25 protein-coding genes are annotated in these 26,890 nt (G+C 70.0%); 21 read left to right on the top strand and 4 right to left on the bottom strand.

Features of this window, described 5'->3' with window-relative positions; all coding sequences use genetic code 11:
- Nucleotides 1-39: 39 nt before the first annotated feature.
- A complete protein-coding gene (gene pdxY, locus AC3RXY_RS05390) occupies nt 40-891 on the bottom strand; it encodes a pyridoxal kinase PdxY (RefSeq protein ID WP_491509877.1) in 852 nt (283 codons plus the stop codon).
- 7 nt (nt 892-898) lie between these two features.
- Nucleotides 899-2,248, bottom strand: coding sequence for an aminotransferase class I/II-fold pyridoxal phosphate-dependent enzyme (locus AC3RXY_RS05385; RefSeq protein ID WP_491509876.1), 1,350 nt, complete (start codon nt 2,246-2,248; stop codon nt 899-901).
- A 111-nt stretch (nt 2,249-2,359) separates the two neighbouring features.
- Between AC3RXY_RS05385 and pdxS the strand changes: the two genes are divergently transcribed.
- From pdxS to AC3RXY_RS05335, 10 genes are all read left to right on the top strand, one after another.
- On the top strand, nt 2,360-3,250 hold the full coding sequence (pdxS, locus tag AC3RXY_RS05380; protein ID WP_491509875.1) for a pyridoxal 5'-phosphate synthase lyase subunit PdxS: 891 nt from the start codon (nt 2,360-2,362) through the stop codon (nt 3,248-3,250).
- A complete protein-coding gene (gene pdxT, locus AC3RXY_RS05375; RefSeq protein ID WP_491509874.1) occupies nt 3,240-3,842 on the top strand; it encodes a pyridoxal 5'-phosphate synthase glutaminase subunit PdxT in 603 nt (200 codons plus the stop codon). The genes pdxS and pdxT overlap by 11 nt, the downstream gene beginning before the upstream one ends.
- Nucleotides 3,843-4,055: 213 nt before the next feature.
- A complete protein-coding gene (locus AC3RXY_RS05370; RefSeq protein WP_491509873.1) occupies nt 4,056-4,814 on the top strand; it encodes a YebC/PmpR family DNA-binding transcriptional regulator in 759 nt (252 codons plus the stop codon).
- 71 nt (nt 4,815-4,885) lie between these two features.
- Nucleotides 4,886-5,467: a crossover junction endodeoxyribonuclease RuvC gene (ruvC, locus tag AC3RXY_RS05365; protein WP_491509872.1), complete on the top strand. Its 582-nt coding sequence runs from the start codon at nt 4,886-4,888 to the stop codon at nt 5,465-5,467.
- Nucleotides 5,468-5,476: 9 nt separating this feature from the next.
- The gene (ruvA, locus tag AC3RXY_RS05360) at nt 5,477-6,097 is read left to right on the top strand and encodes a Holliday junction branch migration protein RuvA (protein ID WP_491509871.1); all 621 of its coding nucleotides are present in this window, start codon (nt 5,477-5,479) and stop codon (nt 6,095-6,097) included.
- Complete coding sequence (gene ruvB, locus AC3RXY_RS05355) at nt 6,090-7,118, top strand: Holliday junction branch migration DNA helicase RuvB (protein ID WP_491509870.1); 1,029 nt, start codon at nt 6,090-6,092, stop codon at nt 7,116-7,118. The genes ruvA and ruvB overlap by 8 nt, the downstream gene beginning before the upstream one ends.
- 75 nt (nt 7,119-7,193) lie before the next feature.
- Nucleotides 7,194-7,598: a preprotein translocase subunit YajC gene (locus AC3RXY_RS05350; RefSeq protein ID WP_491509869.1), complete on the top strand. Its 405-nt coding sequence runs from the start codon at nt 7,194-7,196 to the stop codon at nt 7,596-7,598.
- 79 nt (nt 7,599-7,677) lie between these two features.
- On the top strand, nt 7,678-9,378 hold the full coding sequence (gene secD, locus AC3RXY_RS05345) for a protein translocase subunit SecD (protein ID WP_491509868.1): 1,701 nt from the start codon (nt 7,678-7,680) through the stop codon (nt 9,376-9,378).
- Nucleotides 9,378-10,361, top strand: a complete 984-nt coding sequence (gene secF, locus AC3RXY_RS05340; protein ID WP_491509867.1) for a protein translocase subunit SecF — start codon at nt 9,378-9,380, stop codon at nt 10,359-10,361. The genes secD and secF overlap by 1 nt, the downstream gene beginning before the upstream one ends.
- A 105-nt stretch (nt 10,362-10,466) precedes the next feature.
- Nucleotides 10,467-12,716, top strand: coding sequence for a RelA/SpoT family protein (locus AC3RXY_RS05335; RefSeq protein WP_491509866.1), 2,250 nt, complete (start codon nt 10,467-10,469; stop codon nt 12,714-12,716).
- Here AC3RXY_RS05335 and AC3RXY_RS05330 read toward each other — a convergent pair.
- Together AC3RXY_RS05330 and AC3RXY_RS05325 are read right to left on the bottom strand one after the other, a co-directional pair.
- Complete coding sequence (locus AC3RXY_RS05330; protein WP_491509865.1) at nt 12,695-13,261, bottom strand: type IV toxin-antitoxin system AbiEi family antitoxin; 567 nt, start codon at nt 13,259-13,261, stop codon at nt 12,695-12,697. The genes AC3RXY_RS05335 and AC3RXY_RS05330 overlap by 22 nt on opposite strands.
- A gap of 94 nt (nt 13,262-13,355) precedes the next feature.
- Nucleotides 13,356-14,693 (bottom strand): DUF349 domain-containing protein, encoded by a 1,338-nt coding sequence (locus AC3RXY_RS05325; RefSeq protein ID WP_491509864.1) that lies wholly within the window; start codon nt 14,691-14,693, stop codon nt 13,356-13,358.
- A 165-nt stretch (nt 14,694-14,858) separates the two neighbouring features.
- On the opposite strand from AC3RXY_RS05325, the gene AC3RXY_RS05320 reads away from it, so the two are divergent.
- From AC3RXY_RS05320 to aroB, 11 genes are all read left to right on the top strand, one after another.
- A complete protein-coding gene (locus AC3RXY_RS05320; protein ID WP_491510145.1) occupies nt 14,859-16,193 on the top strand; it encodes a replication-associated recombination protein A in 1,335 nt (444 codons plus the stop codon).
- 207 nt (nt 16,194-16,400) lie between these two features.
- A complete protein-coding gene (locus AC3RXY_RS05315) occupies nt 16,401-17,402 on the top strand; it encodes a hypothetical protein (RefSeq protein WP_491509863.1) in 1,002 nt (333 codons plus the stop codon).
- Between the two features lie 204 nt (nt 17,403-17,606).
- Entirely contained in the window at nt 17,607-18,236 is a 630-nt protein-coding gene (gene rpsD, locus AC3RXY_RS05310) for a 30S ribosomal protein S4 (RefSeq protein ID WP_491509862.1), read from the top strand.
- A gap of 135 nt (nt 18,237-18,371) precedes the next feature.
- On the top strand, nt 18,372-18,566 hold the full coding sequence (locus AC3RXY_RS05305) for a hypothetical protein (RefSeq protein ID WP_491509861.1): 195 nt from the start codon (nt 18,372-18,374) through the stop codon (nt 18,564-18,566).
- Nucleotides 18,567-21,227: an alanine--tRNA ligase gene (gene alaS / locus AC3RXY_RS05300; RefSeq protein ID WP_491509860.1), complete on the top strand. Its 2,661-nt coding sequence runs from the start codon at nt 18,567-18,569 to the stop codon at nt 21,225-21,227. It abuts the gene before it with no gap.
- Nucleotides 21,224-21,724: a Holliday junction resolvase RuvX gene (gene ruvX, locus AC3RXY_RS05295; RefSeq protein ID WP_491509859.1), complete on the top strand. Its 501-nt coding sequence runs from the start codon at nt 21,224-21,226 to the stop codon at nt 21,722-21,724. Before alaS ends, ruvX begins: the two co-directional genes overlap by 4 nt.
- The gene (gene mltG, locus AC3RXY_RS05290) at nt 21,721-23,070 is read left to right on the top strand and encodes an endolytic transglycosylase MltG (RefSeq protein ID WP_491509858.1); all 1,350 of its coding nucleotides are present in this window, start codon (nt 21,721-21,723) and stop codon (nt 23,068-23,070) included. The genes ruvX and mltG overlap by 4 nt, the downstream gene beginning before the upstream one ends.
- Nucleotides 23,071-23,080: 10 nt before the next feature.
- Nucleotides 23,081-23,953, top strand: a complete 873-nt coding sequence (locus AC3RXY_RS05285; RefSeq protein ID WP_491509857.1) for a shikimate dehydrogenase family protein — start codon at nt 23,081-23,083, stop codon at nt 23,951-23,953.
- A gap of 4 nt (nt 23,954-23,957) precedes the next feature.
- Nucleotides 23,958-25,199 (top strand): chorismate synthase, encoded by a 1,242-nt coding sequence (gene aroC, locus AC3RXY_RS05280; RefSeq protein WP_491509856.1) that lies wholly within the window; start codon nt 23,958-23,960, stop codon nt 25,197-25,199.
- A gap of 47 nt (nt 25,200-25,246) precedes the next feature.
- A complete protein-coding gene (locus AC3RXY_RS05275) occupies nt 25,247-25,726 on the top strand; it encodes a shikimate kinase (protein WP_491510144.1) in 480 nt (159 codons plus the stop codon).
- Nucleotides 25,727-25,743: 17 nt separating this feature from the next.
- Nucleotides 25,744-26,817, top strand: coding sequence for a 3-dehydroquinate synthase (gene aroB / locus AC3RXY_RS05270; protein WP_491510143.1), 1,074 nt, complete (start codon nt 25,744-25,746; stop codon nt 26,815-26,817).
- The last annotated feature ends 73 nt before the right edge of the window (nt 26,818-26,890 follow it).

The following is a 26,890-nucleotide window of genomic DNA, read 5'->3' as shown; positions in this document are numbered from 1 at the left end:
AGCGCTGCCGGTGCACTCTGTGGGTGTGCGTGCGGTGCGTCAGCGCACCTGCCGGACCGCGAACTGCATCCGCGGGTGCGCGTAGGCCTCCTGCGACTCGATCAGCTGCAGCTCACGCTCGCCGGACGTCAGCGTGTTCGACAGCAGATCGAAGACGCTCGACGCTGTGCGCGCGAGCGCGTCGGCGGCGTCGCCGGTACGCACATAGTGCGCGGTGAACAGCGCTGCGGTGACATCGCCGGAGCCGTTCGCCTTCATCGGCAGCTGCGGGGTCTGCACGACCCACGCGCCACGGTCGTCGACGGCGAGCATCTCGATGGTGTCGGCCTCCCGGTCCGGGCGCTCGACGCTGGTGACGAGCACGGTGCGCGGCCCCATCGCCCTGGCCGCGTCCACCGCGTCCAGGGTCGACGCCAGTGTGTCCGGCTCCGTGCCGGTGAGGAACCCCAGTTCGAACTGATTCGGAGTGATGATGTCGGCGACCGGTACGACCCGGTCGCGCAGGAGCACCGGGATGGCCGGTGCGACGAAGCAACCGGACTTCGCATTGCCCATCACCGGGTCGCACGCATAGACGGCGCGCGGGTTCGCCGCCTTGACCCGTGCCACGGCGTCGATGATGACGTCGGCGATGCCCTCGCCGCCCTGATAGCCGGAGAGCACGGCATCGATGTCGCCGAACACGCCGCGCTCCTCGATGCCGGTGATGACCTCGGCGACGTCAGCCGGGTCGATCAGCGGACCGCGCCACGCGCCGTACCCGGTGTGATTGGAGAAGGTGACGGTGTAGACCGGAAGCACCTCCACGCCGATCCGCTGCAGCGGGAACACCGCTGCCGAGTTGCCGACGTGGCCGTAGGCGACCGCGGACTGGATGGAGAGGATCTTCATCGCTCGATCATCCCACCTCTGCGGCGGCCGCCGAGACGGTCGCGGCGATATCGGCCGCCAGCCGCGCCGCGTCGGCGTCATCGAGGTCATGCACGGTGAGGCGCAGATGATCCCGCGCGCTCGCGCCGTCGAGCACGAACTCGTCTCCGGTGCGGGCCAGCCAGCCGCGGGCCTCCAGGAGGGTCGCCACCGTGCGCGCGGGCACCGGCAGCCGCACCCAGAGGTTGAGCCCGTCGGCGGCCTCGGCGACCAGGCCGTGGGCGCGCAGGCGGTCCGCGAACGCGGCGTTGCGCACGGCGTAGTGACGGCCGGCCTCGGCGATCGACGCCACGATCTCCGGCTCGGTCACGAGGGCCGCCGTCAGGCGCTGCAGCAGGTGGCTCACCCAGGTCGTGCCCGGGCTCAGGCGAAGGCCGAGCCGGTCCGCGGTCTCCGGGTCCGACGCCGTCACGGCGAGGCACATGTCCGGGCCGAGGAACTTCGACACAGAGCGCACCAGTGCCCAGCGCTGGTGCCCCGCGCCGATGAGCGACTGGTAGGGGCGCTGCGACAGCATCGAGAAGTGATCGTCTTCGATCACCAGAAGGTAGGGGTGCGCCGCGAGGATCTCCTGGAGCTCGGCCGCGCGTCGCCGGCTCAGGCTGGCGCCGGTCGGGTTCTGGGCGCGCGGTGTGCACACCACCGCCCGCACGCCGGCGGCGATCGCCGCGCGCAGTCCGTCGGGGGTCATGCCCTCCGCATCGACCGGAACGGGCACCACGCGGTATCCGGCGAGCTTCACGGTCTGGATGCTCGCGAGGAAGCAGGGGTCCTCCAACGCGACGGCGTCGTCGCGGGTGAGGGCCTGGCTGAGCAGGCGCTCGACGGCGTCAACCGCCCCGGCGGTGATCGTCAGACGGAACGCCCGCCGGGCAGGGATGGCGTCGGACATCCACGCCGCCGCCCAGCGTTCCAGATCGGCGTCGATCACGGGCTCGCCATAGAGGACAGGGCGGCCGGTCACGCGGGGCAGGGCTGCGGCGGGGCTCGGGATGAGCCGCGGGTCAGGGTTGCCTGTGCCGATGTCGTGCAGCGCGGTGGCTCCGGCGAAGCCCTCCTGCGGCGCTCGGGAGCGTTCGGCGACGACGGTTCCGCCCCGTCCGCGCGAGATGACCAGACCGGCCTGGGCGAGCAGGCGGTATGCGGCCATCGCCGTGTTGCGGTTCACTCCGAGTGTCTCGGCGAGGGAGCGCACCGGAGGGAGCGCGTCGCCCGCCCCGAGCTCGCCGCGTTCGAGGAGCTCACGGATGCTGTCGGCGATCTCGGCGGCGGAGGTGCCGCGGATTCCGGTGCGGAGGTCCGACGCGGTTCGAGGCATGTTCGAAGTGTACGAGAGGAACATGGTAGATTCTGGCATAGGTCAATCATTGGCCTATGACAAACTGTGCGTCGCTGCCATCCGCGACAGCACCGAACCCAGGGAGCGGCCATGACCGAAGCCACCACCGGATCCGCCCGCGTCAAGCGGGGCCTCGCCGAGATGCTCAAGGGCGGCGTCATCATGGACGTCGTCACGCCCGATCAGGCGAAGATCGCGGAAGACGCCGGCGCCGTCGCCGTCATGGCCCTCGAGCGGGTGCCCGCCGACATCCGCGCGCAGGGTGGTGTCTCGCGCATGAGCGACCCCGACATGATCGACGGCATCATCGAGGCCGTCTCGATCCCGGTCATGGCCAAGGCACGCATCGGTCACTTCGTCGAAGCCCAGGTGCTGCAGGAGCTCGGCGTCGACTACATCGACGAGTCCGAGGTGCTCTCGCCCGCCGACTACGTCAACCACATCGACAAGTGGGGCTTCGACGTGCCGTTCGTCTGCGGCGCCACGAATCTCGGCGAGGCCCTGCGCCGTATCACCGAGGGTGCAGCCATGATCCGTTCGAAGGGCGAAGCGGGCACGGGGGATATCTCGGAGGCGATGAAGCACATCCGTCGGATCCGCAGCGAGATCGCGGCCCTGTCGAGTCTCTCCCGTGACGAGCTGTATGTCGCGGCGAAGGACCTCCAGGCGCCGTACGACCTGGTCGCAGAGGTTGCGGAGACCGGTCAGCTGCCCGTGGTGCTGTTCGTGGCCGGCGGCGTGGCGACGCCGGCCGATGCCGCGATGATGATGCAGCTGGGCGCCGACGGCGTGTTCGTCGGCTCCGGCATCTTCAAGTCGGGGGAGCCGGCCAAGCGTGCCGCCGCGATCGTGAAGGCGACCACGTTCGCCGACGACGCCGCCGTGATCGCCGAGGTGTCGCGCGGGCTCGGCGAGGCCATGGTCGGCATCAACGTCGCCGACCTTCCCGCACCCCACCGCCTGGCCGAGCGTGGCTGGTGACAACCTGAGGGTCGGCGTCCTCGCCCTGCAGGGCGACGTCCGCGAGCATGCGTCCGTGCTCGCGGACCTGGGCGCCGACACGGTGCTGGTGCGGCGGCCTGCGGAGCTCGCCGCGGTCGACGGCCTGGTGCTGCCCGGGGGCGAGTCGAGCGTGATCGACAAGCTGGCGCGAGCGTTCGGGATGCAGGAGCCGATCCGTGCTGCCATCGCTGCGGGGATGCCGGTGCTCGGCACGTGCGCCGGGCTCATCCTGCTCGCCGACACCGTGCTCGACGCGATCGCCGGGCAGGAGTCGTTCGGCGGCCTGGACATCGTGGTGCGCCGCAACGCCTTCGGGCGGCAGACGGAGTCCTTCGAGGTCGACCTCGACGTGCCGGCGCTCGGCCGGGAGGCCGTGCACGCAGCGTTCATCCGTGGCCCGGTCGTGGAGGCGGTCGGACCGGCGGCGTCGGTTCTGGCCGCCCTCGGCGATGGCCGGGTGGTGGCCGTCGAACAGGACAATCTGCTGGGTCTGAGCTTTCACCCGGAGATCACGGGGGAGACGCGGTTCCACCGCCGCTTCCTCGAGCGGGTGGCCGAACGCGCCTCGTAGGTCGTCTCGCCGCGTCGTTCGCCCATGTGTGCTCGCTCGCACGGCGACCCTCCGGCAGGCCGAGTCCGGTGCACATGTGCGAGAACGGCGCGCGGCCGATCGCGGAAACGACGGTCAGACACGCCCTCCTTTACAATGGACGACGGCTCCGGCGCGGAACCGTCGCGAGCCACCGCCCGCAGAGCACGGGCGTGCAGATACGAGCGGAGACATATGTCCGGACACTCCAAGTGGGCCACGACCAAGCACAAGAAGGCGGTCATCGACGCACGCCGTGCGAAGTCCTGGGCCAAGCTCATCAAGAACATCGAGGTCGCGGCGAAGCTCGGCGGTCCCGACCAGGCCGGTAACCCGACGCTGTACGACGCGGTGCTGAAGGCGAAGAAGACCTCGGTCCCCAAGGACAACATCGAGCGTGCGATCAAGCGTGGAGCCGGCATCGGCGGCGAGGCCGTCGAGTACGTCTCGATCATGTACGAGGGCTACGGCCCCGGCGGCGTCGCGCTCATGATCGAGTGTCTGACCGACAACAAGAACCGTGCGGCCGCCGAGGTGCGCACGGCGCTCTCGCGCAACGGCGGAAACCTCGCAGACCCGGGCAGCGTCGCGTACAACTTCACGCGCAAGGGCGTCATCGTGGTCGGCTCGGAGGGCACCACCGAGGACGACGTCATGATCGCGGCTCTCGAGGCCGGCGCCGAGGAGATCGAGCCGCACGCCCAGGGCTACGAGGTCATCACCGAGGCCTCCGATCTCGTCTCGGTGCGTTCTGCGCTGCAGCAGGCCGAGATCGACTACGAGTCTGCCGACGTGGAGTTCGTCCCCAACCTGAAGGTCGAGATCGACGCGGACACCGCCCGCAAGGTCTTCCGGCTGATCGACGCCCTCGAGGACAGCGACGACGTGCAGAACGTCTTCACCAACTTCGACCTGACCGCGGACGTGCAGGCGGAGCTCGAGAACGACGACTGAGAGTCCTGTGCATCCGGCGGCGCCCGGCGCGGGGGAGACCCTGGCCGGGCGCCGCCGCATACGCTGAGACGGTGACGTCTGCGACCCGCCGCGTGCTCGGCATCGACCCCGGTCTCACCCGGTGTGGCGTCGGTGTGGTCGACGTCGATCGCTCGCGGCGGGCGACCCTGGTGCACGTCGGCGTCGTGCGCACCCCGCCGGATGCCCCCGTGCACGAGCGGCTCGCGGCGGTCGCAGCGGGTATCCGCCAGGTGATCGTCGCGGTGAGCCCCGATGCCGTCGCCGTCGAGCGGGTGTTCGCGCAGCACAACAAGCAGACCGTGATGGCCACAGCGCAGGCCAGTGGCGTCGCGCTTCTCGTCGCAGCGGAGGCCGGTCTCCCGGCAGCGACCCACACGCCGAGCGAGGTCAAGGCCGCCGTGACCGGCTACGGCGCCGCGGACAAGCGGCAGGTGCAGGCGATGATCGCCCGCATCCTGCGGCTCGATGCCCCGCCGACCCCCGCGGACGCCGCGGACGCCCTGGCGATCGCGCTGTGCCACGCCTGGCGTTCCGGCGGCGCCGTGGCCGATTCCTCGGCGCTCACCCCGGCGCAGCGGGCGTGGGCTGATGCCGAGCGTGTCGCTCGAACATATATACGACCGCGCGTCTAGGGTGGAAGGGTGATCTCCTCCCTGCGTGGAACCGTGCGCTCGCGCGGGACCGATTCCCTCGTCGTCGAGGTGGGCGGTGTCGGCTTCGCCGTCGCCGTGACCGGCGCCGTCGCGGCGTCCGCCGTGGTCGGCGACGACACCTTCCTGCACACGGCGCTGATCGTGCGTGAGGATGCGCTGTCGCTCTACGGTTTCGGCGACGCTCTCGAGCTCGAGGTCTTCCAGCATCTCCTGAGCGTGAGCGGAGTGGGGCCGAAATCTGCTCTCGGCGTGCTCGGGCACCTCACGGTCGAGCAGATCGCCGGGGCCGTGGCGGCCGATGACGATGCCCCGTTCCGACGCGTCTCGGGAATCGGCCCGAAGACGGCCAAGCTCATCGTGGTCCAGCTCAGCGGTAAGCTGGGCGCCCTCGCCACGGCCCCCGGCGGCGCAGCCACGCCGTCGACGCCCGCCGTCACGGAGCAGCTGTCCGCAGCACTGGTCGGACTCGGCTGGAGCGAGAAGATCGCCGCAGAGGCCGCAGCGCAGACCATCGAAGACGCCGCACCCGGCGACCGCGATTCCGTCGCCGCGTTGCTGCGCGTGGCGCTGGCCTCCCTGGGCCGGGCTCCGGGCGGCGCGCGTGGCTGAGCACCTCGACGCATCGGAGCCGGTCGACGACGTCGAGCTCGCCATCGAGGGCGCACTGCGCCCGTCGAGTCTCGGCGACTTCGTGGGTCAGCCCAAAGTCCGCGGACAGCTGCAGCTCCTGCTCGATGCCGCACGCATCCAGAGCCGTCCCGCCGATCACATCCTCCTCGCCGGCCCGCCTGGTCTCGGCAAGACCACCCTCGCGATGATCGTCGCGCACGAGAGCGCGCGTCCGTTGCGGCTCTCCAGCGGACCGGCGATCCAGCACGCGGGCGATCTCGCCGCCCTGCTGTCCTCCCTCACCCCGGGGGAAGTGCTGTTCATCGATGAGATCCACCGCATGGCGCGCTCCGCAGAGGAGATGCTGTATCTGGCGATGGAGGACTTCCGCATCGACATCATGGTCGGCAAGGGCGCCGGCGCGACGAGCATCCCCCTGGAGCTCGCGCCGTTCACCCTCGTCGGCGCGACCACGCGTTCCGGGCTCCTGCCCAACCCGCTGCGCGACCGCTTCGGCTTCACCGGTCACCTGGAGTACTACGGGGCGGACGAGCTCGAGCAGGTGATCGACCGTTCGGCCCGTGTCCTGGGCGTCGCGCTCCCCGCGGTGGCGCGCGATGAGATCGCGTTGCGGTCTCGCGGCACCCCGCGTATCGCCAACCGTCTTCTGCGCCGGGTGCGCGACTATGCGCTGGTCCACGGCGACGGCCCCTCGGCGACCCTCGACGACGTGCGTCGCGCCCTCGATCTCTACGACGTCGACAGCATCGGCTTGGACCGCCTCGACCGAGCCGTGCTCGAGGCCCTGGTGCGTCGCTTCCGCGGGGGACCGGTGGGCCTCAGCACCCTCGCTGTCGCCGTCGGCGAAGAACCAGACACCGTGGAGAGCGTGGTGGAGCCGTATCTCGTGCGCATCGGCTTCATCGGGCGCACGCCGCGCGGACGCATCGCCATGCCGGAGGCCTACGTGCACCTGGGCCTGCCGAGATCCGAGGGCGACGCCGTGCTCGATGGCCTATAATTCTGAAGGCTGTCCTCAGCCCCATGTCCGGCGTCGTCGACGGCGCGCAACGCTTTCGAAAGGCCCCGCCTCACTATGGACTTCCTCGGCCAGTACGGCATGCTCATCCTCCTGGGCGCTCTGCTCGTCTTCATGATCATGAGCACCCGCCGCCGCAATCAGCGGATGCGCGACGAGCAGGAGAAGAAGCGCCGCGAGACGGTTCCCGGCGCCCGCGTGCTCATGCAGGGCGGCCTCTACGGGACGATCGTCTCCTACGACGTCGACGACCTCGACGCCCCGGTCCGGGTGGAGATCGCCCCGGGCGTCGTGATCGACATGCACTCGCAGGCCATCCTGCGCGTCATCGACCCGACCGACGAGAGCGCCGACGTCGAGGAGGAGCAGGTCATCCTCGACGATCTCCCCTCTGAGGCGACACTCGAGACGCCCGAGGAGACCCGCGCCCGCCTCGAGGGCGACGCCGACGACAAGAAGTGACCCCGCTTCGGCGGCTCACCCTCGTGAATCCGCTTTCCTGACAGCGCTCTCGCGAGCTTCCTAGAAAGTCCGTAACCCCTTGGCAGCTTCATCCCCCGTCCGTCATGCCCGGCGTGTCCTCGCCGGCCTGATCATCGCCACGGCGGTCCTGTTCGGGATCAACGCCCTCGGCGTCTACGGATTCCAGCAGAGCTCCTGGACCCCCGAGCTCGCCCTCGACCTCCAGGGCGGCACCCAGATCATCCTCGAGGCCGACACACCCGATGGCTCGAACCCGACGCAGGACCAGCTCGATCAGGCGGCGGCGATCATCCGTCAGCGCGTCGACGCCTCCGGCGTGGGGGAGTCGGACATCACCACCGAGGGCGGCCGCAACATCGTCGTCCAGATCCCCGGGCGTGCCGATGACGAGACCCGCGAGCGCATCCAGGCCAGTGCCCAGCTTCAGCTGCGCGCGGTGATCGCCGCGACCGATCGCCCTACGAGCTACGTCGGGGAGGACGGCAACGAGACGCCGTACCCGACGCCGGACCCGACGATGCAGTCGACCCCGTCGCCGGAGCCCACCAACGGCAGCGACGTGGCGTGGATGACCGAGTACAAGCAGGCGGAACTGCTGTCCTACGACTGCGCAGATTCGTCCAACGACGCCGCCCATGCACCGACCGACGAAGCCCTCGTCGCCTGCAGCCCGGACGGCGCGGTGCGCTATCTGCTTGGCCCGGTGGAGATGGACGGCACCGCGATCACCGACGCCCGCTCCGGTTTCGAGCAGCAGCGCGGCCTGTGGGTCGTGCAGCTCTCCTTCGACGACCCCGGCACCAAGACCTTCGCCGAGATCAGCAACCGTCTTTATCAGGCTGCGTCTCCGCAGGACCAGTTCGCGTTCGTGCTCGACGGCCAGGTGATCTCCGCCCCGCGCATGCAGGCGCTCATCTTGGACGGCCGCCCGAGCATCAGCGGTGATTTCACCCAGGAGAGTGCTACGGTCCTCGCCGATCAGCTGCGCTACGGTGCGCTGCCGCTGAGCTTCACCGTGGTCAGCTCCGACACGATCTCCGCCACCCTCGGTTCGCAGCAGCTGCAGATCGGTCTGATCACCGGTCTCGTCGGCCTCGCGCTGGTGGCGATCTACTCGCTCATCAGCTATCGCGCGCTCGGCTTCGTCATCATCGCGTCGATCGCTGTGATGGCCGTGCTCACCTATATCGCCGTCTGTATCCTCGCGTGGCGCATGGGCTTCCGCCTGTCGCTGGCCGGTGTCGCCGGTCTCATCGTGTCGATCGGCTTCACCGCGGACTCGTTCATCGTGTACTTCGAGCGCATCCGAGACGAGCTCCGCGACGGCAAGTCGATCACGGCGGCCGTCGAGGACGGCTGGGGGCGCGCCAAGCGGACGATCTACATCTCCAAGTCCATCAACATCCTCGCCGCGGTGGTGCTGTTCATCCTGGCCGACGCCACGGTGAAGGGCTTCGCCTTCACTCTCGGCCTCACCACGGTGATCGACGTGCTGATCTTCGTCGTGTTCACGCACCCGGTGATGCAGATCCTCGCGCGCACCCGGTTCTTCGGGGGCGGCCATCCACTCTCTGGCATGGATCCGCAGGCACTCGGCGCCGTCTACGACTCCCGCACCAGCTACCGGCAGGTGCGGGTGGGCTCGGAGGGACGCGCAGCACGCAACGCCCGCTCGCGCGGGGAGGCAGAGCGTCGTCAGACCATCGCAGAGCGCAAACGGGCCGAGGCTCAGGCCGGCACCGGAGAGGGAGACGCGTGATGCGCACCATCGAACAGTTCGGAAACGATCTCTACACCGGCAAGACCTCGTTCCCCTTCGTCGGGAAGCGCCGCCTGTGGTTCATCATCGCTATCGCGCTGGTCGTCGGGTCTGCGCTGGTCCCGCTGATCCGGCCGGTGCAGTTCTCGATCGAGTTCACCGGCGGCTCGCAGTTCACCGTCGAGGCCCCGGCGAACACCGACCAGGGCCTGGCGACCGAGACGGTGCGCAACATCGTGCCGGGCGCCACGTCGCGTGTGACGACGATCGGCGGCCAGGACATCCGCGTCCAGACCGACCAGCTCAGCGCCACCGAGACCCAGCAGGTCGCCGCCGCCCTGGCCGCCGCCTATGACGTGGACGCGGAGGCCGTGAACGACTCGTTCATCGGCCCCAGCTGGGGCGAGAGCGTGACCCGGCAGTCCCTGTGGGGGCTGGCCATCTTCCTGGCCCTGACATTCCTGATCCTGGCGATCTACTTCCGCACCTGGAAGATGTCGGCCGCAGCCATCATCGGGCTCCTCGACGTGCTGGTGATCACCGTGGGCGTCTATGCTCTGGCGGGATTCGAGATCTCCCCGGCCGCGGTGATCGGGTTCCTGACGATCCTGGCGTACTCGCTTTACGACACCACCGTGGTGTTCGACAAGATCAGGGAGAACACCACAGGGGGATCCGGGCGAACATTCGGGGAGTCGGTGAACCTCGCGGTCAACCAGACCCTGGTCCGGTCGATCAACACCTCCGTGGTCGCCGCTCTCCCGGTCGGCGCGATCCTCTTCCTCGGTGCGCTCTGGCTGAAGGCGGAGACCCTCACCGACATCTCGCTGTCGATCTTCGTCGGCATCATCGTCGCCACCTACTCGACGATCTTCGTCGCCGCACCGCTGTACTCCCTCTTCCGTGAAGGGGAGTCGGACATCGCCCGGCATGATCGCCGCCTGCGCGAGGAGCGCGAGCGCAACGCCTCTGCAGACGACTGAATCCCCCGGAGTCCGCTGTCGCCCATCACAGCGACAGCGGACTCCGCTCCCCGGACATCGGGAGCCTGCGCGGCCCCCTAAGATTGAACTCTTAGGGAGGTGGCGATGAGCGAGGTCGGCGTCGCACAGGGATCCAGTCTGCGCCGTCTGGTGCCGCGGATCTTCTCTCGTGCGCCCAAGGTGATGGGGCTGGACGGCCTCCTGCGCACCGTGCGGGCGAACCACCCCCGTGGCGATCTGACGATCATCGAGCGCGCCTATGCGGTAGCCGCGGAGAAGCACACCGGTCAGAAGCGCCAGAGCGGCGAGCCCTACATCACCCACCCGCTCGCTGTCGCACAGATCCTCGCCGACCTCGGCCTCGGTCCCCGCGCGATCGCTGCCGCGCTCCTGCACGACACCGTCGAGGACACCGGATACTCGCTGACCGAGCTCACCGAGGAGTTCGGCGCGGAGATCGCGATGCTCGTGGACGGGGTCACCAAGCTCGACAAGGTCAAGTACGGCGAGAGCGCCCAGGCCGAGACGGTCCGCAAGATGATCGTGGCGATGTCGCGGGACATCCGCGTGCTGCTCATCAAGCTCGCGGATCGGCTGCACAACGCTCGCACCTGGGGATTCGTTCCGCCGGAGAAGTCGGCGCGGAAGGCCAAGGAGACCCTCGAGATCTACGCGCCGCTTGCGCACAGACTCGGTATCCAGACCATCAAGAGCGAGCTCGAGGACCTCTCGTTCGCTGTGCTCCACCCGAAGATCTACGCCGAGATCGAGAGTCTCATCGCCCAGCGCACCCCGCAGCGCGAAAGCTATCTGCAGCAGGTGGTCGTCGCGGTCGAGGAGGATCTGCGTGATCTTCGCATCCGCGGCAAGGTCGCCGGACGCCCCAAGCAGCTCTACTCGGTGTACCAGAAGATGGTCGTGCGGGGGCGCGAGTTCGACGACATCTACGACCTGATCGGCATTCGTGTGCTGGTGAACTCGGTGCGCGACTGCTATGCGGTGCTCGGCGCGATTCACGCGCGCTGGACGCCGTTGCCCGGCCGGTTCAAGGACTACATCGCCACCCCGAAGTACAACCTCTACCAGTCGTTGCACACGACGGTGATCGGCCCAGGAGGGCGCACGGTCGAGATCCAGATCCGCACGCACGAGATGCATCAGCAGGCGGAGTTCGGCGTCGCCGCGCACTGGATGTACAAGGAGCGGATGGCGGGTGGCCGGTCCGATGCGCTGCCGACCAATACCGACATGGACATGGCGTGGCTGGCGCGCATCTCGGACTGGCAGGCGGAGACGGCCGACCCGAGCGAGTTCCTTGACTCGTTGCGCTTCGAGATCGGCGCCAAGGAGGTCTACGTCTTCACGCCGAAGGGACGCGTGATCGGGCTTCCCGCTGGGGCGACGCCGGTGGACTTCGCCTATGCCGTGCACACCGAGGTCGGTCACCGCACCATGGGCGCCAAGGTCAACGGCCGCCTCCTGCCGCTCGAGACGGAGCTGCACAGCGGGGACGTCGTCGAGGTCTTCACCTCGAAGAGCCCGGATGCGGGCCCGAGCCAGGACTGGCTGCACTTCGTCAAGAGCACCCGTGCCCGCAACAAGATCCGCGGCTGGTTCACCAAGGAACGCCGCGAGGAGTCGATCGAACAGGGCAAGGAGGCCATCGCCCGCGCGATGCGCCGCCAGAACCTGCCGCTGCAGCGCCTGATGGGCCAGGAGATCTTCCTCAAGGCGGCGCAGCAGATGCGCTACGAGGACGTCTCGGCCCTCTACGCCGCCGTCGGCGAAGGACACGTGTCCACCCAGTCGGTGCTCGAGAAGGTGACCGCGCTGGTCGGGCCGGCGGAGGACACCAGCACGGGAGCCATCGAGGTTCCGGTGCCCAGCCGACCATCGCGGGGCGGCGACTCCGGTGTGCTGGTGAAGGGCGCGTCGGATATCCTCGTCAAACTCGCCAAGTGCTGCACCCCGGTGCCGGGCGATGAGATTGTCGGCTTCGTCACGCGCGGCAGCGGCGTCTCGGTGCACCGCACGGACTGCGTCAACGTGGCGGCCCTCTCTGCCGAGCCGGGGCGTCTGGTCGAGGTCAGCTGGGCGCCCACGTCGAAGAGCGTCTTCCTCGTGCACATCCAGGTCGAGGCGCTTGACCGTTCCGGACTGCTTTCCGATGTCACTCGCGTGCTCAGCGAGCACCACGTGAACATCCTTTCTGCCACCGTGTCCACCACCAACGACCGGCTGGCGCTCAGCCGCTTCGTGTTCGAGATGGGCGACATCGTCCACCTCGATCGGGTGCTCAACGCCGTGCGTCGGATCGAAGCGGTCTACGACGTCTACCGCGTGACCTCGTCCTGATCCGTCGCGCACGCGGCGAGCACGCGCCGTGCAGTGCGACTGCCGGGGCGTCGTCGGATGCTGTCCAGGCGGGCGAGGGCGCGGACGAGCGCGTGGGGGGAGATCGCCGCGAGCGCGCGCACCCAGTCGATGCTGTCCGGCCTGCGTTCGACGTCCATCGCGAGCTCGAGCAGCACGGCATCCGCCGTGGCGACGCGCACCCCGCCGATCTGCTGTACCTCGGTCGGGAGCATCGGCCTGGCGCGCAGCGCGATGGCCGCGGAGAGCGTCGTGCGAGCGTGCTGCGAGCCCGCAGACCGGGCCTCGTGGTGCGCGGGAGGGGCGTCGCGCGCCCCGTGGATCCACGCGGCGCTGCGCCCGCAGAACGCGAGCTGCGACGATACGGCGATGAGATGCGCGATGGACGCCGCACGCATGGCGGCGTCCTCCGCCGTGTCTGCGGGGACATAGGCGTCGCCCAGCTCGACGAGGTGCCCGTCGAGCCGCGCCGCGCTGAGCTCAGCGAGGGAGAGCCGATCGAAGGGACGTAGCAGGAGTGTGCTCATGCCACGAGCATGCACCGCACCGCCATGCCGGATGCCGCGGGTTCCACACGATGTGGAGAACCCGCGGCATCCGGTGGAGTCGGAAAAACCGGGCTCAGCTGAGGGCGGCGAGCCACGCCCGGCGCGCTTCGAGGGCCTCAGCGGCCTCGGCAGCCGCCTTGGCGTTGCCGGCGGCCTCGGCCGCGGCCTTCTCGCCTTCGAGACGCGCGATCGCATCCTGCAGCTGCTGTGCCATCGATCCGGCGCGAGCCTTGGTCTCCGGGTTGTTTCGCTTCCAGTCGAGATCCTCGCGCGCCTTGAGCGCCTGCTCGATCACGCGGAGGCGGTCGTCGAGGGCGCGCTCCTTGTCCCGCGGGAAGATGCGGCCCACCTCGTCCCAGCGACGCTGGATGCCGGTGAGCAGGGCGCGGGCCTTGGCGATATCGGCCTCGTCCGCGACGGCCTTCGCCTCCTCGAGGAGCGCTGTGCGCAGCTCGATCTTGGGGGCAGACTCCGCCTCGTCCGCGGCGGACTGCTCGGCCCGCGCGGCGTAGAGCGCATCGCCCGCCGCCTTGAAACGGGCCCAGAGCGCGTCGTCCGCCTTGCGTCCCGCCCGGCCGCTGCGCTTCCACTCGTCGAGCAGGTCGCGGTAGGCGGGGATGCCGTCGGAACCACGGGGAGCGAGCGCCTCGGCCTGCGCGATCAGGCGGTTCTTCTGATCACGCGCGCTCTTGTGCTGCTCATCCAGATCGGCGAAGAACGCCCGACGGTTGCGATCGACGATCGAGCGCGCGTCGCGGAAGCGCTTCCACAGCTGCTGGGAGACACCCTTGGGCAGGCGCGGCGCGGTCTGCTGGTGCTGCTGCCACTGGTCGAAGAGGGCCGTCATATCGGCCGTCATCGCCTTCCACTGGACCGTCGCGGGATCCTTCGCCGCAAGAGCCTCCGCGGCCTCGGCGAGCTGGGTGCGCTCAGCGATAGCCAGATCCAGGGCCTCCTTGGCCTGCTGCGATTCGGCGGCCGATGCCTCCGCGAGCTCTGCGACGAGCACGTCGAGGCGAGCGCGGAGGGCGGCGAGGTCACCGACGGCGGCGGCATCGGCGAGCTCGCCCAGCAGGTGTGTCGCCTGGCGGCGCAGCTCAGACGCCGATGCGCCGCCGCCCGCGTGGCGCTGCTCGATGGTGCGCACCTTGAAGGAGAGGTCGTCGTACTTGCGCACGAAGTAGGCGAGGGCTTCGTCCGGGGTGCCGTCTGGGTATTCGCCGACGACGCGCCACTGGTCGCCCTCACGGACGGAGACGACGCCGGCGTCGTCGACACGGCCCCATTCCGACGCCGATGCCGAGCGCTGGGCTGCGGCGGGGACGACGCTCGGTGCGGCCGGGCGCGGACCCGGTGCGGGCGTCGGCGCGGGCTGCGGCGGGGTGGGGACGGCGGACTCGTTGGCAGTCACGGGGAGCTCCTTGCGCGGGACGTGCCCGCGGGAGTAGGGACAGGACAACAGTCAGCCTAGCGATGATGCGGCCGGAGGCGGCGTGCGATCTGCGCGAGCCGGAGTTCCGCGCCGGATGTCGGACGCCCCGGATAGCCTGGACGGGTGAGTTCGCCTGCGCCCCTGATGAGCGGTCATACGCCCTTGGCCGTGCGCATGCGCCCGGTGTCGCTCGATGAGGTCGCCGGGCAGAAGCATCTGCTGCGGCCCGGCTCGCCGATCGTCACCCTTGCCGATCCCGACTCGCAGGAGAAGGGTCCGCTGCGGTCCGGCGGCACGGTATCGATGATTCTCTGGGGCCCGCCGGGCACCGGCAAGACGACCCTGGCTCAGGCGATCGCCCGGTCCTCCGGCCGCCGCTTCATCGAGCTGTCGGCCATCTCCGCCGGGGTGAAGGACGTGCGTGAGGCGATGCAGGAGGCGCTCACCCAGCGCGATCTGTACGGTCAATCGACGATCCTGTTCCTCGACGAGATCCACCGGTTCACCAAGGCGCAACAGGACGCGCTGCTGCCGGGCGTGGAGAACGGGTGGGTGATCCTGATCGCGGCGACCACGGAGAACCCCTCGTTCTCGGTGATATCCCCGCTGCTGTCCCGATCGCTCCTGCTCACGCTGCAGCCGCTCAGCGATGACGACATCGGCGACCTCATCGACCGCGCGGTCGCCGATGCCCGCGGCTTCGCCGGGCGGATCGTGGTGGGGGAGGACGCCCGTGCTGCTCTCGTGCGGCTCGCCTCGGGCGACGGCCGCCGCGCTCTGACGGGTCTGGAAGCGGCGGCCTCGGTCGCGGGCGCTCCGGATCGCGCTGTGGAGGGAGCGGCGCCAGAGGTCACCGCCGACGACGTGGCGCAGGCCGTCGATCGTGCGCTGCTGCGTTACGACCGTCAGGGCGATGAGCACTACGACGTCATCAGCGCCTTCATCAAGTCGATCCGCGGTTCCGATCCGGATGCGGCGCTGCACTATCTCGCGCGCATGGTCGAGGCGGGGGAGGATCCCCGCTTCATCGCCCGGCGGCTGGTGATCTCCGCCGCGGAGGACATCGGCCTGGCCGACCCCCATGCGCTGCCGCTGGCGGTGGCGGCCGCGGATGCCGTGGCGTTCATCGGGATGCCGGAGGGACGGATCCCGCTCGCGGAGGCGACCGTGTACCTCGCCACGGCGGCGAAGTCGAACGCCGCGTACACGGGTATCGACGCGGCGATCGCCGATGTGCGGGCGGGCGGCTTCGGGCGGGTCCCCGTGCACCTGCGCGACGGGCACTACCCGGGAGCGAAGCGCCTCGGCCACGGCAAGGGATATGTCTACCCGCACGACAGCGAGCTGGGCGTGGTGCCGCAGCAGTACCTGCCCGACGAGCTGCGCGGCCGGCGCTACTACACCCCGAAGCCCGCCGGTACCGAACGCGAGGTGGGGGCGCGGCTCGAGCGCATCCGGAAGATCCTCGACGGCGGCTGAACGCCCTCCCCGCCCCGGGTCAGAACCCGCTCTCCGTCGACGGCTCCCCGAGGTCGGCCGCGTCGACGAATCGCCACGCCAGAGCCGGCCGCGTGCCCGTCTGACACCGATATCTGCGCCTGCGGAGGGATCGTGAGACGATTCGGGTGCCAGCGACACCGGTTCTGCGAGGGGCAGCGGAGGAGCCAGCGGCGCGGAGGGGGAGACATGATCGGTCGGAGGAACAGCATCGGCGAGCGAAGCGCGCGCCGCGCGGCGACGGCCGGCGTGGCGACCGTGATGATCCTGCTCGCCAGCGGGTGCACCGGGCCGGTATCCGCCGAGGAGAGCGCTCCCGGGGCCGGGGCCTCGGCCGCGGCGGACCGGCTCCTGACACCGGGGCACCCGGTGACGGTGCTGACCGACGGGGGACGTACCCAGCTGTGTCTTGGCGGCCTCGTGCAGACCATCCCACCCGGCTGCGGTGGGCCGGAGCTGACGGGCTGGGACTGGGAGACGGCTCCCGGACCTTACGAGGACGCCGGCGGGATCCGGTGGGGCGTCTACCTCGTGGAGGTGCGGTGGGACGAGGCGGCCGGGACGGCCGTGCTGGTCGATGCGGCATCCGCCGACGGATCCGATGCGCCGGCGAACGCGTCCGCGGCCGACGTCGAGCCGACCACGCCCTGCCCGGAGCCGACCGGCGGCTGGCGCGTGCTCGATCCGGAGCGCGCCACTTTCGAGGCAGAACAGCAGCTCGGGGCCCGCGCGGAGCAGCTCGAGGGATACGCGGCGATGTGGGCAGACCCGTCGCCGAACCCGTGGTCGGATGTCGAACGGGGCGACGACGCGACGACGGCGGAGATCGAGGCCCAGCTCTCCGGGATGAACGATCCGATGCTCACGATCTACAACGTCAGCCTCGTGGGAGACACGGTCGCCGCCGAGGCCGCGCTGCGTGAGGTGTGGGGCGGCATGCTGTGCGTGAGCGAGGCGTCGCGGTCCGCGGCAGAGATCGCGGCCGTCGTGGACGACGTGATCGCGGGAATCGAGGCGGAGAACGGGCCCGGCAACGGCTGGGGTGCATACCAGGGCGTCGGGTGGAACCCCGTGGCCGGTGTCGTCCTGGTCAGCGTCGTGCACGACGACGGCCGCATCCAGCGGGAGATGGACCGGCGCTTCGGCGCAGGGACCGTGCTGGTCGACTCGATGCTCCGGCCGGTGGACTGAGCCCGCCGGCGCCGACCGCGTTCGGCGGGAGAAGGGCGGGGCCACACCTGATAAGCTGGATCGGCTCGAAACCGTGTTTTCGGGCATCCCCCTGCTTCTGGAACACCGAACCACTGCGCCCCGGCGTGCGCGCGGTCGGGCGGAGCGGGGCGATACGTCCGCGAGTCGTGAAAGCCACGGCCGCGTCATCGGAAGGAATGCTTCGTGGTCACGAAGTCCCAGGACCGCCGCAAGGTCCGCCTGTCCCGCGCTCTCGGCGTGGCACTCACCCCGAAGGCCGCCCGCTACCTCGAGAAGCGTCCGTACGCTCCGGGTGAGCACGGTCGCACCAAGCGCAAGGCCGACAGCGACTACGCCGTCCGTCTGCGCGAGAAGCAGCGTCTGCGTGAGCAGTACGGCATCCGCGAGAAGCAGCTGCGCATCGCGTTCAACGAGGCCCGCCGCACCGACGGCCTGACCGGTGAGAACCTGGTCGAGCTGCTCGAGATGCGTCTCGATGCCCTCGTCCTCCGCGCCGGCTTCGCCCGCACCACCGCACAGGCTCGCCAGCTCGTCGTGCACCGCCACATCATGGTGGACGGCCAGCTCGTCGACCGCCCGTCGTTCCGCGTGAAGCCGGGGCAGCTCATCCACGTCAAGCCGAAGAGCGAGGCGCTGGAGCCGTTCCAGGTCGCCGCTGCCGGTGGTCACGCCGAGGTCCTGCCCGCGGTTCCGGGCTACCTCGAGGTCGAGCTCGACAAGCTGCAGGCCCGCCTGCTGCGTCGCCCCAAGCGCGCCGAGGTCCCCGTGACCTGTGAGGTGCAGCTCGTGGTCGAGTACTACGCGGCTCGCTGATCGCGCGCGACAGGGGGCGCCGGGAGACCGGCGCCCCCTGTCGTATCCGCCCGCCCGCGAGAACCACCCGCCGGCGGTCTTTCTGCATACGATGGACGGGCCGCACAACACGGCCCCGAAGGCGAGGAAGACGACATGAAGAACCTGGTGTGGTTCCTGACCGGCGTGATCGGCGGATTCGTCGCCGCGCACTTCATGAACAAAGACCCGCGCACGCATGAGGTCCTGGCGGAGGTCGATGCCCGCATCGACGAGTTCACCGGGCTCATCACCGAAGCCTTCCATGCGCAGGAGGCTCGCCTTTCCGCAACTGACGACGACGAGAGCTGAATGAGAACCGCGGAGATCGCCCAGCGATACCTCGACTACTTCGAGAAGAACAACCACACCATCGTTCCGTCGGCGTCGCTGGTCAGCGACGACCCCACCGTGATGTTCACCATCGCGGGCATGGTGCCCTTCGTCCCCTATCTGACCGGAGTCGTGCCAGCACCCTTCCCGCGGGCGGCCGACCTGCAGAAGTGCATCCGCACGAACGACATCGAAGAGGTGGGCAAGACCGCCCGGCACGGAACCTTCTTCCAGATGCTCGGCAACTGGTCTTTCGGCGACTACTTCAAGCGCGAGGCCATCGGCTACGCATGGGAGCTGCTGACCTCATCGGAGGCGGACGGCGGCCTCGGCTTCGCCGAGCGCGACCTCTGGGTCACGGTCTACGAGACCGACGACGAGGCCGCAGACCTCTGGCGCGAGATCGCCGGCCTGCCCCCGGAGCGTATTCAGCGCATGGGCAAGGAGGACAACTACTGGCACACCGGTCAGCCCGGTCCTGGCGGCCCGTGCTCCGAGATCTACTTCGATCGCGGCCCCCGGTACGGCAACGACGGCGGACCGGCGGTCGACGACAGCCGGTTCACCGAGATCTGGAACCTCGTCTTCATGCAGGACATGCTGACGCAGGTGCGTTCCAAGGTCGATTTCGACATCGCAGGTCCGCTGCCCAAGCGCAACATCGACACCGGTATGGGTCTCGAACGCGTCGCCTTCATCAAGCAGGGCGCCGAGAACATGTACGAGACCGATCAGGTGCGCCCGGTGCTCGACCGCGCCGTCGAACTGTCCGGGCGTCGCTACGGCGCAGACCATGCGGACGACGTGCGCTTCCGCATCGTGGCGGACCATGTGCGTTCCTCGCTGATGCTGCTCTCCGACGGGGTGCGTCCCGGTAACGAGGGCCGCGGCTACATCCTGCGCCGCCTGATGCGCCGGAGCATCCGCGCGATGCGGCTGCTGGGGGTCGACGCGCCGACATTCCCCGAACTGTTCACCGCGTCCCGTGATGCGATGGGATCCGCCTACCCGGTGCTCGTCGAGGACTGGGATCGGTTGTCCTCCGCAGCGGTCGCGGAAGAGGAGACCTTCCTGCGCACGCTCGCTCAGGGGTCCACGATCCTCGATCTCGCGCTGACCGAGACCAAGGACAGCGGATCGGAGACCCTGGCCGGGTCCGAGGCCTTCCTCCTGCACGACACCTACGGGTTCCCGATCGACCTGACTCTGGAGATCGCGGAGGAAGCCGGGCTGCAGGTGGACCGCGGTGCTTTCGACACACTGATGCAGGAGCAGCGGGCGCGCGCCAAGGCCGATGCCAAGAGCCGCCGCAGGCAGCTGGCCGACACCACCGTGTACCGCGAGCTGCGCGGTCTCGGCGAGACCGCCTTCGTCGGCTATGACGACCTCGAGACGGAGTCGCGCGTGCTCGGCATCCTCGTCGACGGCGTGCCGGTGACCGAGGCGACCGAGGGACAGACCGCAGAGGTCGTGCTCGCCGAGACCACGCTGTACGCCGAGTCCGGCGGGCAGGTGGCAGACAAGGGCACGATCATCGGCGCGGGTTTCGCGTTGGACGTCGTGGACGTGCAGCGACCGGTGCCCGGCCTCATCAGCCACACCGTGGAGGTCTCACGCGGGACGGTCGCGGTCGATGATCGCGCCACGACCGTCGTCGACGCCGTGGGGCGTCGCTCCGCCCGCCAGGCGCACTCGGCCACGCACCTGGTGCACGCCGCGCTCCGCGACACGCTCGGATCCACGGCCACCCAGGCCGGGTCGCTCAACCGGCCGGGCTATCTGCGCTTCGACTTCGCGTGGAACCAGGCGCTGTCCGGCGAGACGCGCACCGAGATCGAGGAGATCGCCAACAACGCCGTCCAGGATGCGCTTGACGTGACGACGCGAATCGTCAGCCTGGATGAAGCGAAGGACGCCGGCGCCATGGCGCTGTTCGGCGAGAAGTACGGCGACGTGGTGCGGATGGTGGACATCGGCGGTCCGTGGTCGCGCGAACTGTGTGCCGGCACCCACGTGCGCACGAGCGCGGAGGTCGGTCTGGTCAGCATCGTCGGTGAGTCGTCGGTGGGTGCCTCCAACCGCCGCATCGAGGCACTCGTCGGCCAGCAGGCGTTCCGTGAGCTTGCGGCGGAGCGCGCGATCGTGTCGCAGCTCACCGGGGCGTTGAAGACCCCGCGGGACCAGCTTCCGGAGCGGATCGCGGAGATCGCGGCGAACCTGCGCGCTGCCGAGAAGCGGATCGCCCAGTTCGAAGCCCAGGAGCGCGCGGGACGGGTCCCCGCCATCGCCGAGACCGCGACGGTCGTCGGCGGCGTGCGTTTCGTCGGCGCGTCGATCGGCGACGTCGGCTCCGGCGATGACGTGCGTGAGCTCGCTCTCGCGGTGCGGGAACGGCTCGGCGCAGACGCCGCTGTCGTTGCCCTGGCCGGTGTCGCCGCCGGACGGCCGCTCGTGGTGGTCGCGACCAATCCCGCCGCACGCGATGCGGGAGCGCGCGCCGGAGCGCTGGCCAAGACGGCAGCGTCGGTGCTCGGGGGCGGCGGCGGCGGACGGGACGACGTCGCACAGGGCGGCGGAGCCGATGCCGGAGCGATTCCGGCCGCGCTGGTCGCCGTCGAACGGGCGCTGGCGGCCTCGTGACGGGTTTCCGACGGGGCATCCGGCTCGGGATCGATGTGGGCAAAGCCCGGATCGGCGTCGCGCGCTGCGATGCGGACGGCCTTCTCGCCGTCCCGGTCGAGACGGTGCCCCGTTCGGATGCCTCGGTGGCCCGGCTGGTGGAGCTCGCCGCGGAGTATGAGCCGCTCGAGTTGGTGGTCGGCCTGCCCCTGAATCTGCGCGGCGAGGACACCGCGTCGACCGAGGATGCGCGCGCGTTCGCGGGCGCTCTCGCCGCGGCTGCCGCCGTGCCGGTACGGCTCGTGGACGAGCGTCTGAGCACGGTGACCGCGCACGCCTCGCTCCGCGCCGCCGGACGCAGCCAGCGGTCCTCGCGGTCGGTGATCGACCAGGCCGCCGCTGTCGTGCTGCTGCAGCACGCGATCGATACCGAGAAGAGCACGGGGGGACCGGCCGGCATCCTCTGGGAGGCTCCTGATGAGCCAGCCCCGGGGAGCCGCACAGAAGGAGAGCGATGAGCGACCTGCCCCCCGATGGTGCTGACGCGGGCCCTGCAGCGCCCGCCCCGATGAGCCGCCGCGCTGCCCGGGAGGCAGCGGAGGCCGCCGCGCTCGGGCAGGCGCCGCACGATGGCACGGCCCCAGCGCCGTTGACGGCGGGAGAGGCGGCGGCACCCGTCGCAGCCGATCCACGCCAGACCACCCCGGCACCGGTGCCTGACGACACCGACACGCTCGCGGCGCTGTTCACCGAAGACGGCGGCGGGAAGGTCGACAGACCGCGCAAGAAGCGCGGCTGCCTGGTGGGCGTGATCGTGCTGCTGCTGATCCTGGGCGGCGCCGGGGCGGGCGTCGCGGCGCTGTGGAACGCGTTCGGCGACCGCATCGTGGCGGTGATGGGCTGGGGGGAGCCGAAGGACTACGAATCCGGGCTCGCGCATGGCGAGACCCTGGTGACGATCAGCGAGGGCGACCTCGGGTCGGATGTCTCGATGTCGCTCTACCAGGCCGGCGTGACCAAGACGGAGGACGTCTTCTACGATCTGCTGGTGAAGAAGGACGAATCGCCGACCTTCTACCCGGGGGTGTACCGGCTGCAGCTGCAGATGACGGCTGAGGACGCGCTCACCGCGCTCCTGGATCCCGCCAGCAAGCTGGACAACTCGGTGCTGCTGCGAGAGGGGCTGACCGTGGCGGCGAGCCTCGCCCTGATCTCGGAGAGCCTGGGCATTCCCCTCGCAGACCTGGAGGCTGCCGTCGCCGACCCGTCGGCCTACGGCGTCCAGGCCGACTCGCTGGAGGGCTGGCTGTTCCCCGCGCTCTACGAGTTCGAGCCCGACGTGACCGCCACGGACGTCATCGCGCGCCTCGTCGAGCGGACCCGCACGTCGCTCAACGATGCGGGCGTCGCCGCCGGTGATGAGCAGCGCGTCCTCACGATCGCGTCGATCATCCAGCGCGAGGCTCGCTTCGAGGACGACTTCTACAAGGTCTCCCGCGTGATCCAGAACCGCCTGCTGCCGGACAATCCGGAGACGCATGGCCTGCTCCAGATGGACTCGACGGCGCAGTACGGCTACGGGCAGCTGCACGCGGGGTCTGCGAGCACGTCGGAGGAGGCGCAGCACGACGACAATCCGTACAACACGTATGTGCACCCCGGCCTCCCCGCCGGGCCGATCGCCAATCCGGGAGACCTCGCCATCGACGCTGCTCTGAAGCCCGCGGACGGCCCGTGGCTGTACTTCGTCACGGTCAACCTCGACACCGGGCAGACCGAGTTCACCGAGACCTACGCCGATCACCTCGTCTTCGTCGAGCAGATGCAGCAGTGGTGCTCGGAGAACCCCGACTCCGGATGCTGAGGCGCGTGGCATGAACGCGCGCACCCGGCTCGCCGTCTGGGGCGACCCGATCTCCCACAGTCGATCGCCGGAGCTCCACGCGGCGGCCTACCGGGTGCTCGGACGGGAATGGACGTACGGCCGACGCCGGGTCGATGAGGGGGCCTTCGCCGTCGCCCTGGCGGGTCTGGACGACGGCTGGCGCGGTCTCTCGCTCACGATGCCCCTCAAGGGCGTCGCGCACGCCGCCGCCGCGGTGCTCGATCGCCGGGCCGAGCTCACCGGCGCGGTCAACACGCTGCTGCTCGGCGGCGCGGGTGGGCCGCACGGTTTCAACACCGACGTCGCCGGCATCGTCGCGGATCTTCGCGAGCACGGCTTCGACGGGGCCGACGAGGTGCGCATCATCGGGGCCGGGGCGACGGCGACGTCCGCTGTGGTCGCGCTGAGCGAGCTGGGCGTGCGCGGCATCGAGATGATCGTGCGGCGACCGGACGCCGCCGCGCCCCTGGCAGGCCTGGGGGAGCGGCTCGGCATCGCGGTGCGCACCGGCACCTTCGACGCCCGCCCGCACCCCGCGCTCCCGCTGACCCTCTCCACCCTTCCTGGCGGTGCGCGGCTGGATCCGGCCTTCGCGCCGGTGCTCGCGGCGTCTGGCGGTCTGCTCTACGACGTCGTCTACGGGCACTGGCCGACCGATCTCGCCGCGGCGTGGCAGGCCGCAGGCCACCGTGCCGTCGATGGACGCGGGATGCTGCTGCACCAGGCCGTGCGGCAGGTCCGGGTGTTTCTCCTCGGCGACCCGGAAGCGCCCCTTCCGGACGAGTCTGCGGTGGTGGTGGCGATGCGGGCCGCCATCGAGAGCCCGGCCGGCGTGGACGACACCGCAATCGTGGAAGACTAGGGGAATGCTTCGTGTGCTCACGGCCGGCGAATCGCACGGTCAAGAACTGATCGCCCTCATGGAGGGGCTTCCCGCCGGCGTCCCCGTCACCGCGGAGGCGATCCAAGCCGATCTCGCGCGACGCAAGCTGGGATATGGCCGCGGTTCGCGGATGAAGTTCGAGCAGGACGAGCTGACCCTCTCGACCGGTATCCGCCACGGACTCACCCTCGGAAGCCCGATCGCCCTGCGCATCGGCAACACCGAGTGGCCGAAGTGGGTCGAGGTCATGAACCCGGAGCCCGTCGAGCTCACGGAGCGTTCCCGCGGGCGTGGCGCCCCGCTCACGCGGCCCCGCCCCGGCCACGCCGACCTCGTGGGCATGCAGAAGTACGACTTCGACGAAGCCAGACCCATCCTGGAGCGGGCGAGCGCGCGCGAGACGGCTGCGCGCGTCGCACTCGGCGCCGTCGCGAAGGCGTTCCTCGCCGAGCTCGGCATCCGCCTGGTCAGCCACACGATCTCCATCGGCCCTGTCGCTGTCCCCGACGGAGCGCCGCTGCCCACCCCGGACGATGTGCAGCGTCTGGACGAGGACCCGCTGCGCTGCGCCGACCCTGAGACGTCGGCTCGGATGGTGGCAGAGGTCGACGACGCCCGCAAGGACGGCGACACCCTGGGCGGCATCGTCGAGGTACTCGCATACGGACTGCCGCCGGGTCTGGGCTCGTACGTGCACTTCGACCGCCGACTCGACGGCCGCCTTGCCCAGGCGCTGATGAGCATCCAGGCGATCAAGGGCGTCGAGGTCGGCGACGGCTTCGAGACCACCCGCCGCCGCGGCTCCGCAGCGCATGATGAGCTGTTCAGCACCGCGGACGGCATCACGCGTTCGAGCGACCGGGCCGGCGGAACGGAGGGCGGCATGTCCACCGGAACCGTCCTGCGGGTGCGCGCCGGCATGAAACCCATCGCAACGGTGCCGAAGGCGCTGCGCACGGTCGACGTCGCCTCCGGCGAGGCCGCGTCCGCTCACCACCAGCGCTCCGACGTGTGCGCCGTGCCGGCAGCGGGCGTCGTCGCCGAGGCGATGACGGCGATCGAGCTGGCCCGCGCTGTCCTGGAGAAGTTCGGCGGCGACAGCGTCACCGAGACACAGCGCAACCTCGCGTCCTACCTGGCCGCGATCCCCGCGGAGCTGCGCACGGCGCCGGCCTCGGAGGCGGCGCTGCTGGCCCACGAGGAAGCCGCCGGCCCGGCGCTGTGACCCCCGCGTCCGATGATCGGTCCCCGGCGCTCGTGCTGGTCGGTCCGATGGGTGCCGGCAAGACGAGTGTCGGGCGCCGGGTCGCCAAGATCCTCGACGTGCCGTTCACCGACACGGACAAAGAGATCGTGCGGGAGCACGGCCCCATCCCGGACATCTTCGCCGTCCACGGCGAGTCCGTCTTCCGCGGCTGGGAACGCCAGGCCGTTGCGGAGGCGGTGACGGGCGACGGTGTCGTTTCGCTGGGCGGCGGGGCTGTCACGGACCCGGAGACGCGTGCGCTGCTGCGCCGGACGTGGGTGGTGCAGCTGCGGGTGTCTGCCGCGGCGGTCGCCGAGCGTCTGCGCGGGGGAGCCGGCCGGCCGCTCCTGGCGGCGGACGAGGACCCGGTCGCGCGCTGGAGCGCGATCATGGAAGAGCGGCGGTCGCTCTACGACGAGGTCGCAGACGTGACCTTCGACACGTCGAGCACGCCGATGTACCGGGTGGCCGAGAAGGTCGCAGAATGGGCGAAGGAGAACCGGTGAACGATCAGGTGACGACGATGAACGTGACCGGGGCTGCGGCCTCGACGATCACCCTGGGACGCGATCTGCTCGACCGTGCGTCGCAGGCGCTGGATCCCGCTGTGCGCAAGGTGCTGGTGGTGCATCCGCCCACCCTGGCGGATCGGGCCGCTGCGCTGCGCGAGCGCATCCTGGCCGACACGACGCACGGTCAGCGTGAGGTTCTGCTGGCCGAGATCCCCGACGCGGAGCAGGGCAAGCGCGCCGAGGTCGCAGCGTTCTGCTGGCAGATCATGGGACAGTCCGACTTCACCCGCACCGACGCGGTGATCGGGTACGGCGGGGGTGCGGTCACCGACCTCGCCGGTTTCGTCGCCGCGACCTGGCTGCGGGGGATCCAGGTGATCCAGATCCCGACCACCGTGCTCGGGATGGTGGACGCATCGATCGGCGGCAAGACGGGCATCAACACCGCGGAGGGCAAGAACCTGGTGGGTGCCTTCTGGGCCCCTGGCGAGGTGATCTGCGATCTCGACGAGCTGGGGAGCCTGTCTCGCAACGAGGCGGTGGCGGGTTTCGCCGAGGTGGTCAAAGCCGGTTTCGTCCGTCATCCAGAGATCCTCGACATCATCGAGCGCGATCCTGAGCGTGCCGTGGACGTCCGCAGCGCCGAGTTCCGTCGCTGCATCGAGCTGGCGATCGACATGAAGGTGTCTGTCGTCTCCGAGGACTTCCGGGAGGCGGGTCTGCGCGAGATCCTCAACTACGGGCACACCCTCGGGCACGCGATCGAGCACGCGGAGCGCTACCGCTGGCGGCACGGCGCGGCGGTCTCGGTCGGCATGGTGTTCGCCGCCGAGCTCTCGCGGCTCGCCGGGCGGCTCCCGGATGCCGCCGCCGCCCGCCACCGCGACGTGCTGGAGTCGCTCGGCCTGCCGACGACGTACCGGGCCGGTGCGTGGCCGCAGTTGCAGGCCACGATGCAGCGCGACAAGAAGAGCCGCGGCGGGATGCTGCGCTTCATCGTTCTCGATGACATCGCCCGCCCGACGGTGCTGCAGGCGCCGGACGAGTCGTTGCTCTTCGCCGCCTACCAGGAGATCGGCGCCTGACAGTGATGATGGTGGTGGGAGTCCCGCAGCGGTCGTCCTGACTCTGCGCCTGACTGACTTGGGGTCTTGAACG

The organism is Microbacterium longlingense (genome assembly GCF_058349825.2).
This window is presented reverse-complemented; position numbering and strand designations above follow the sequence as displayed.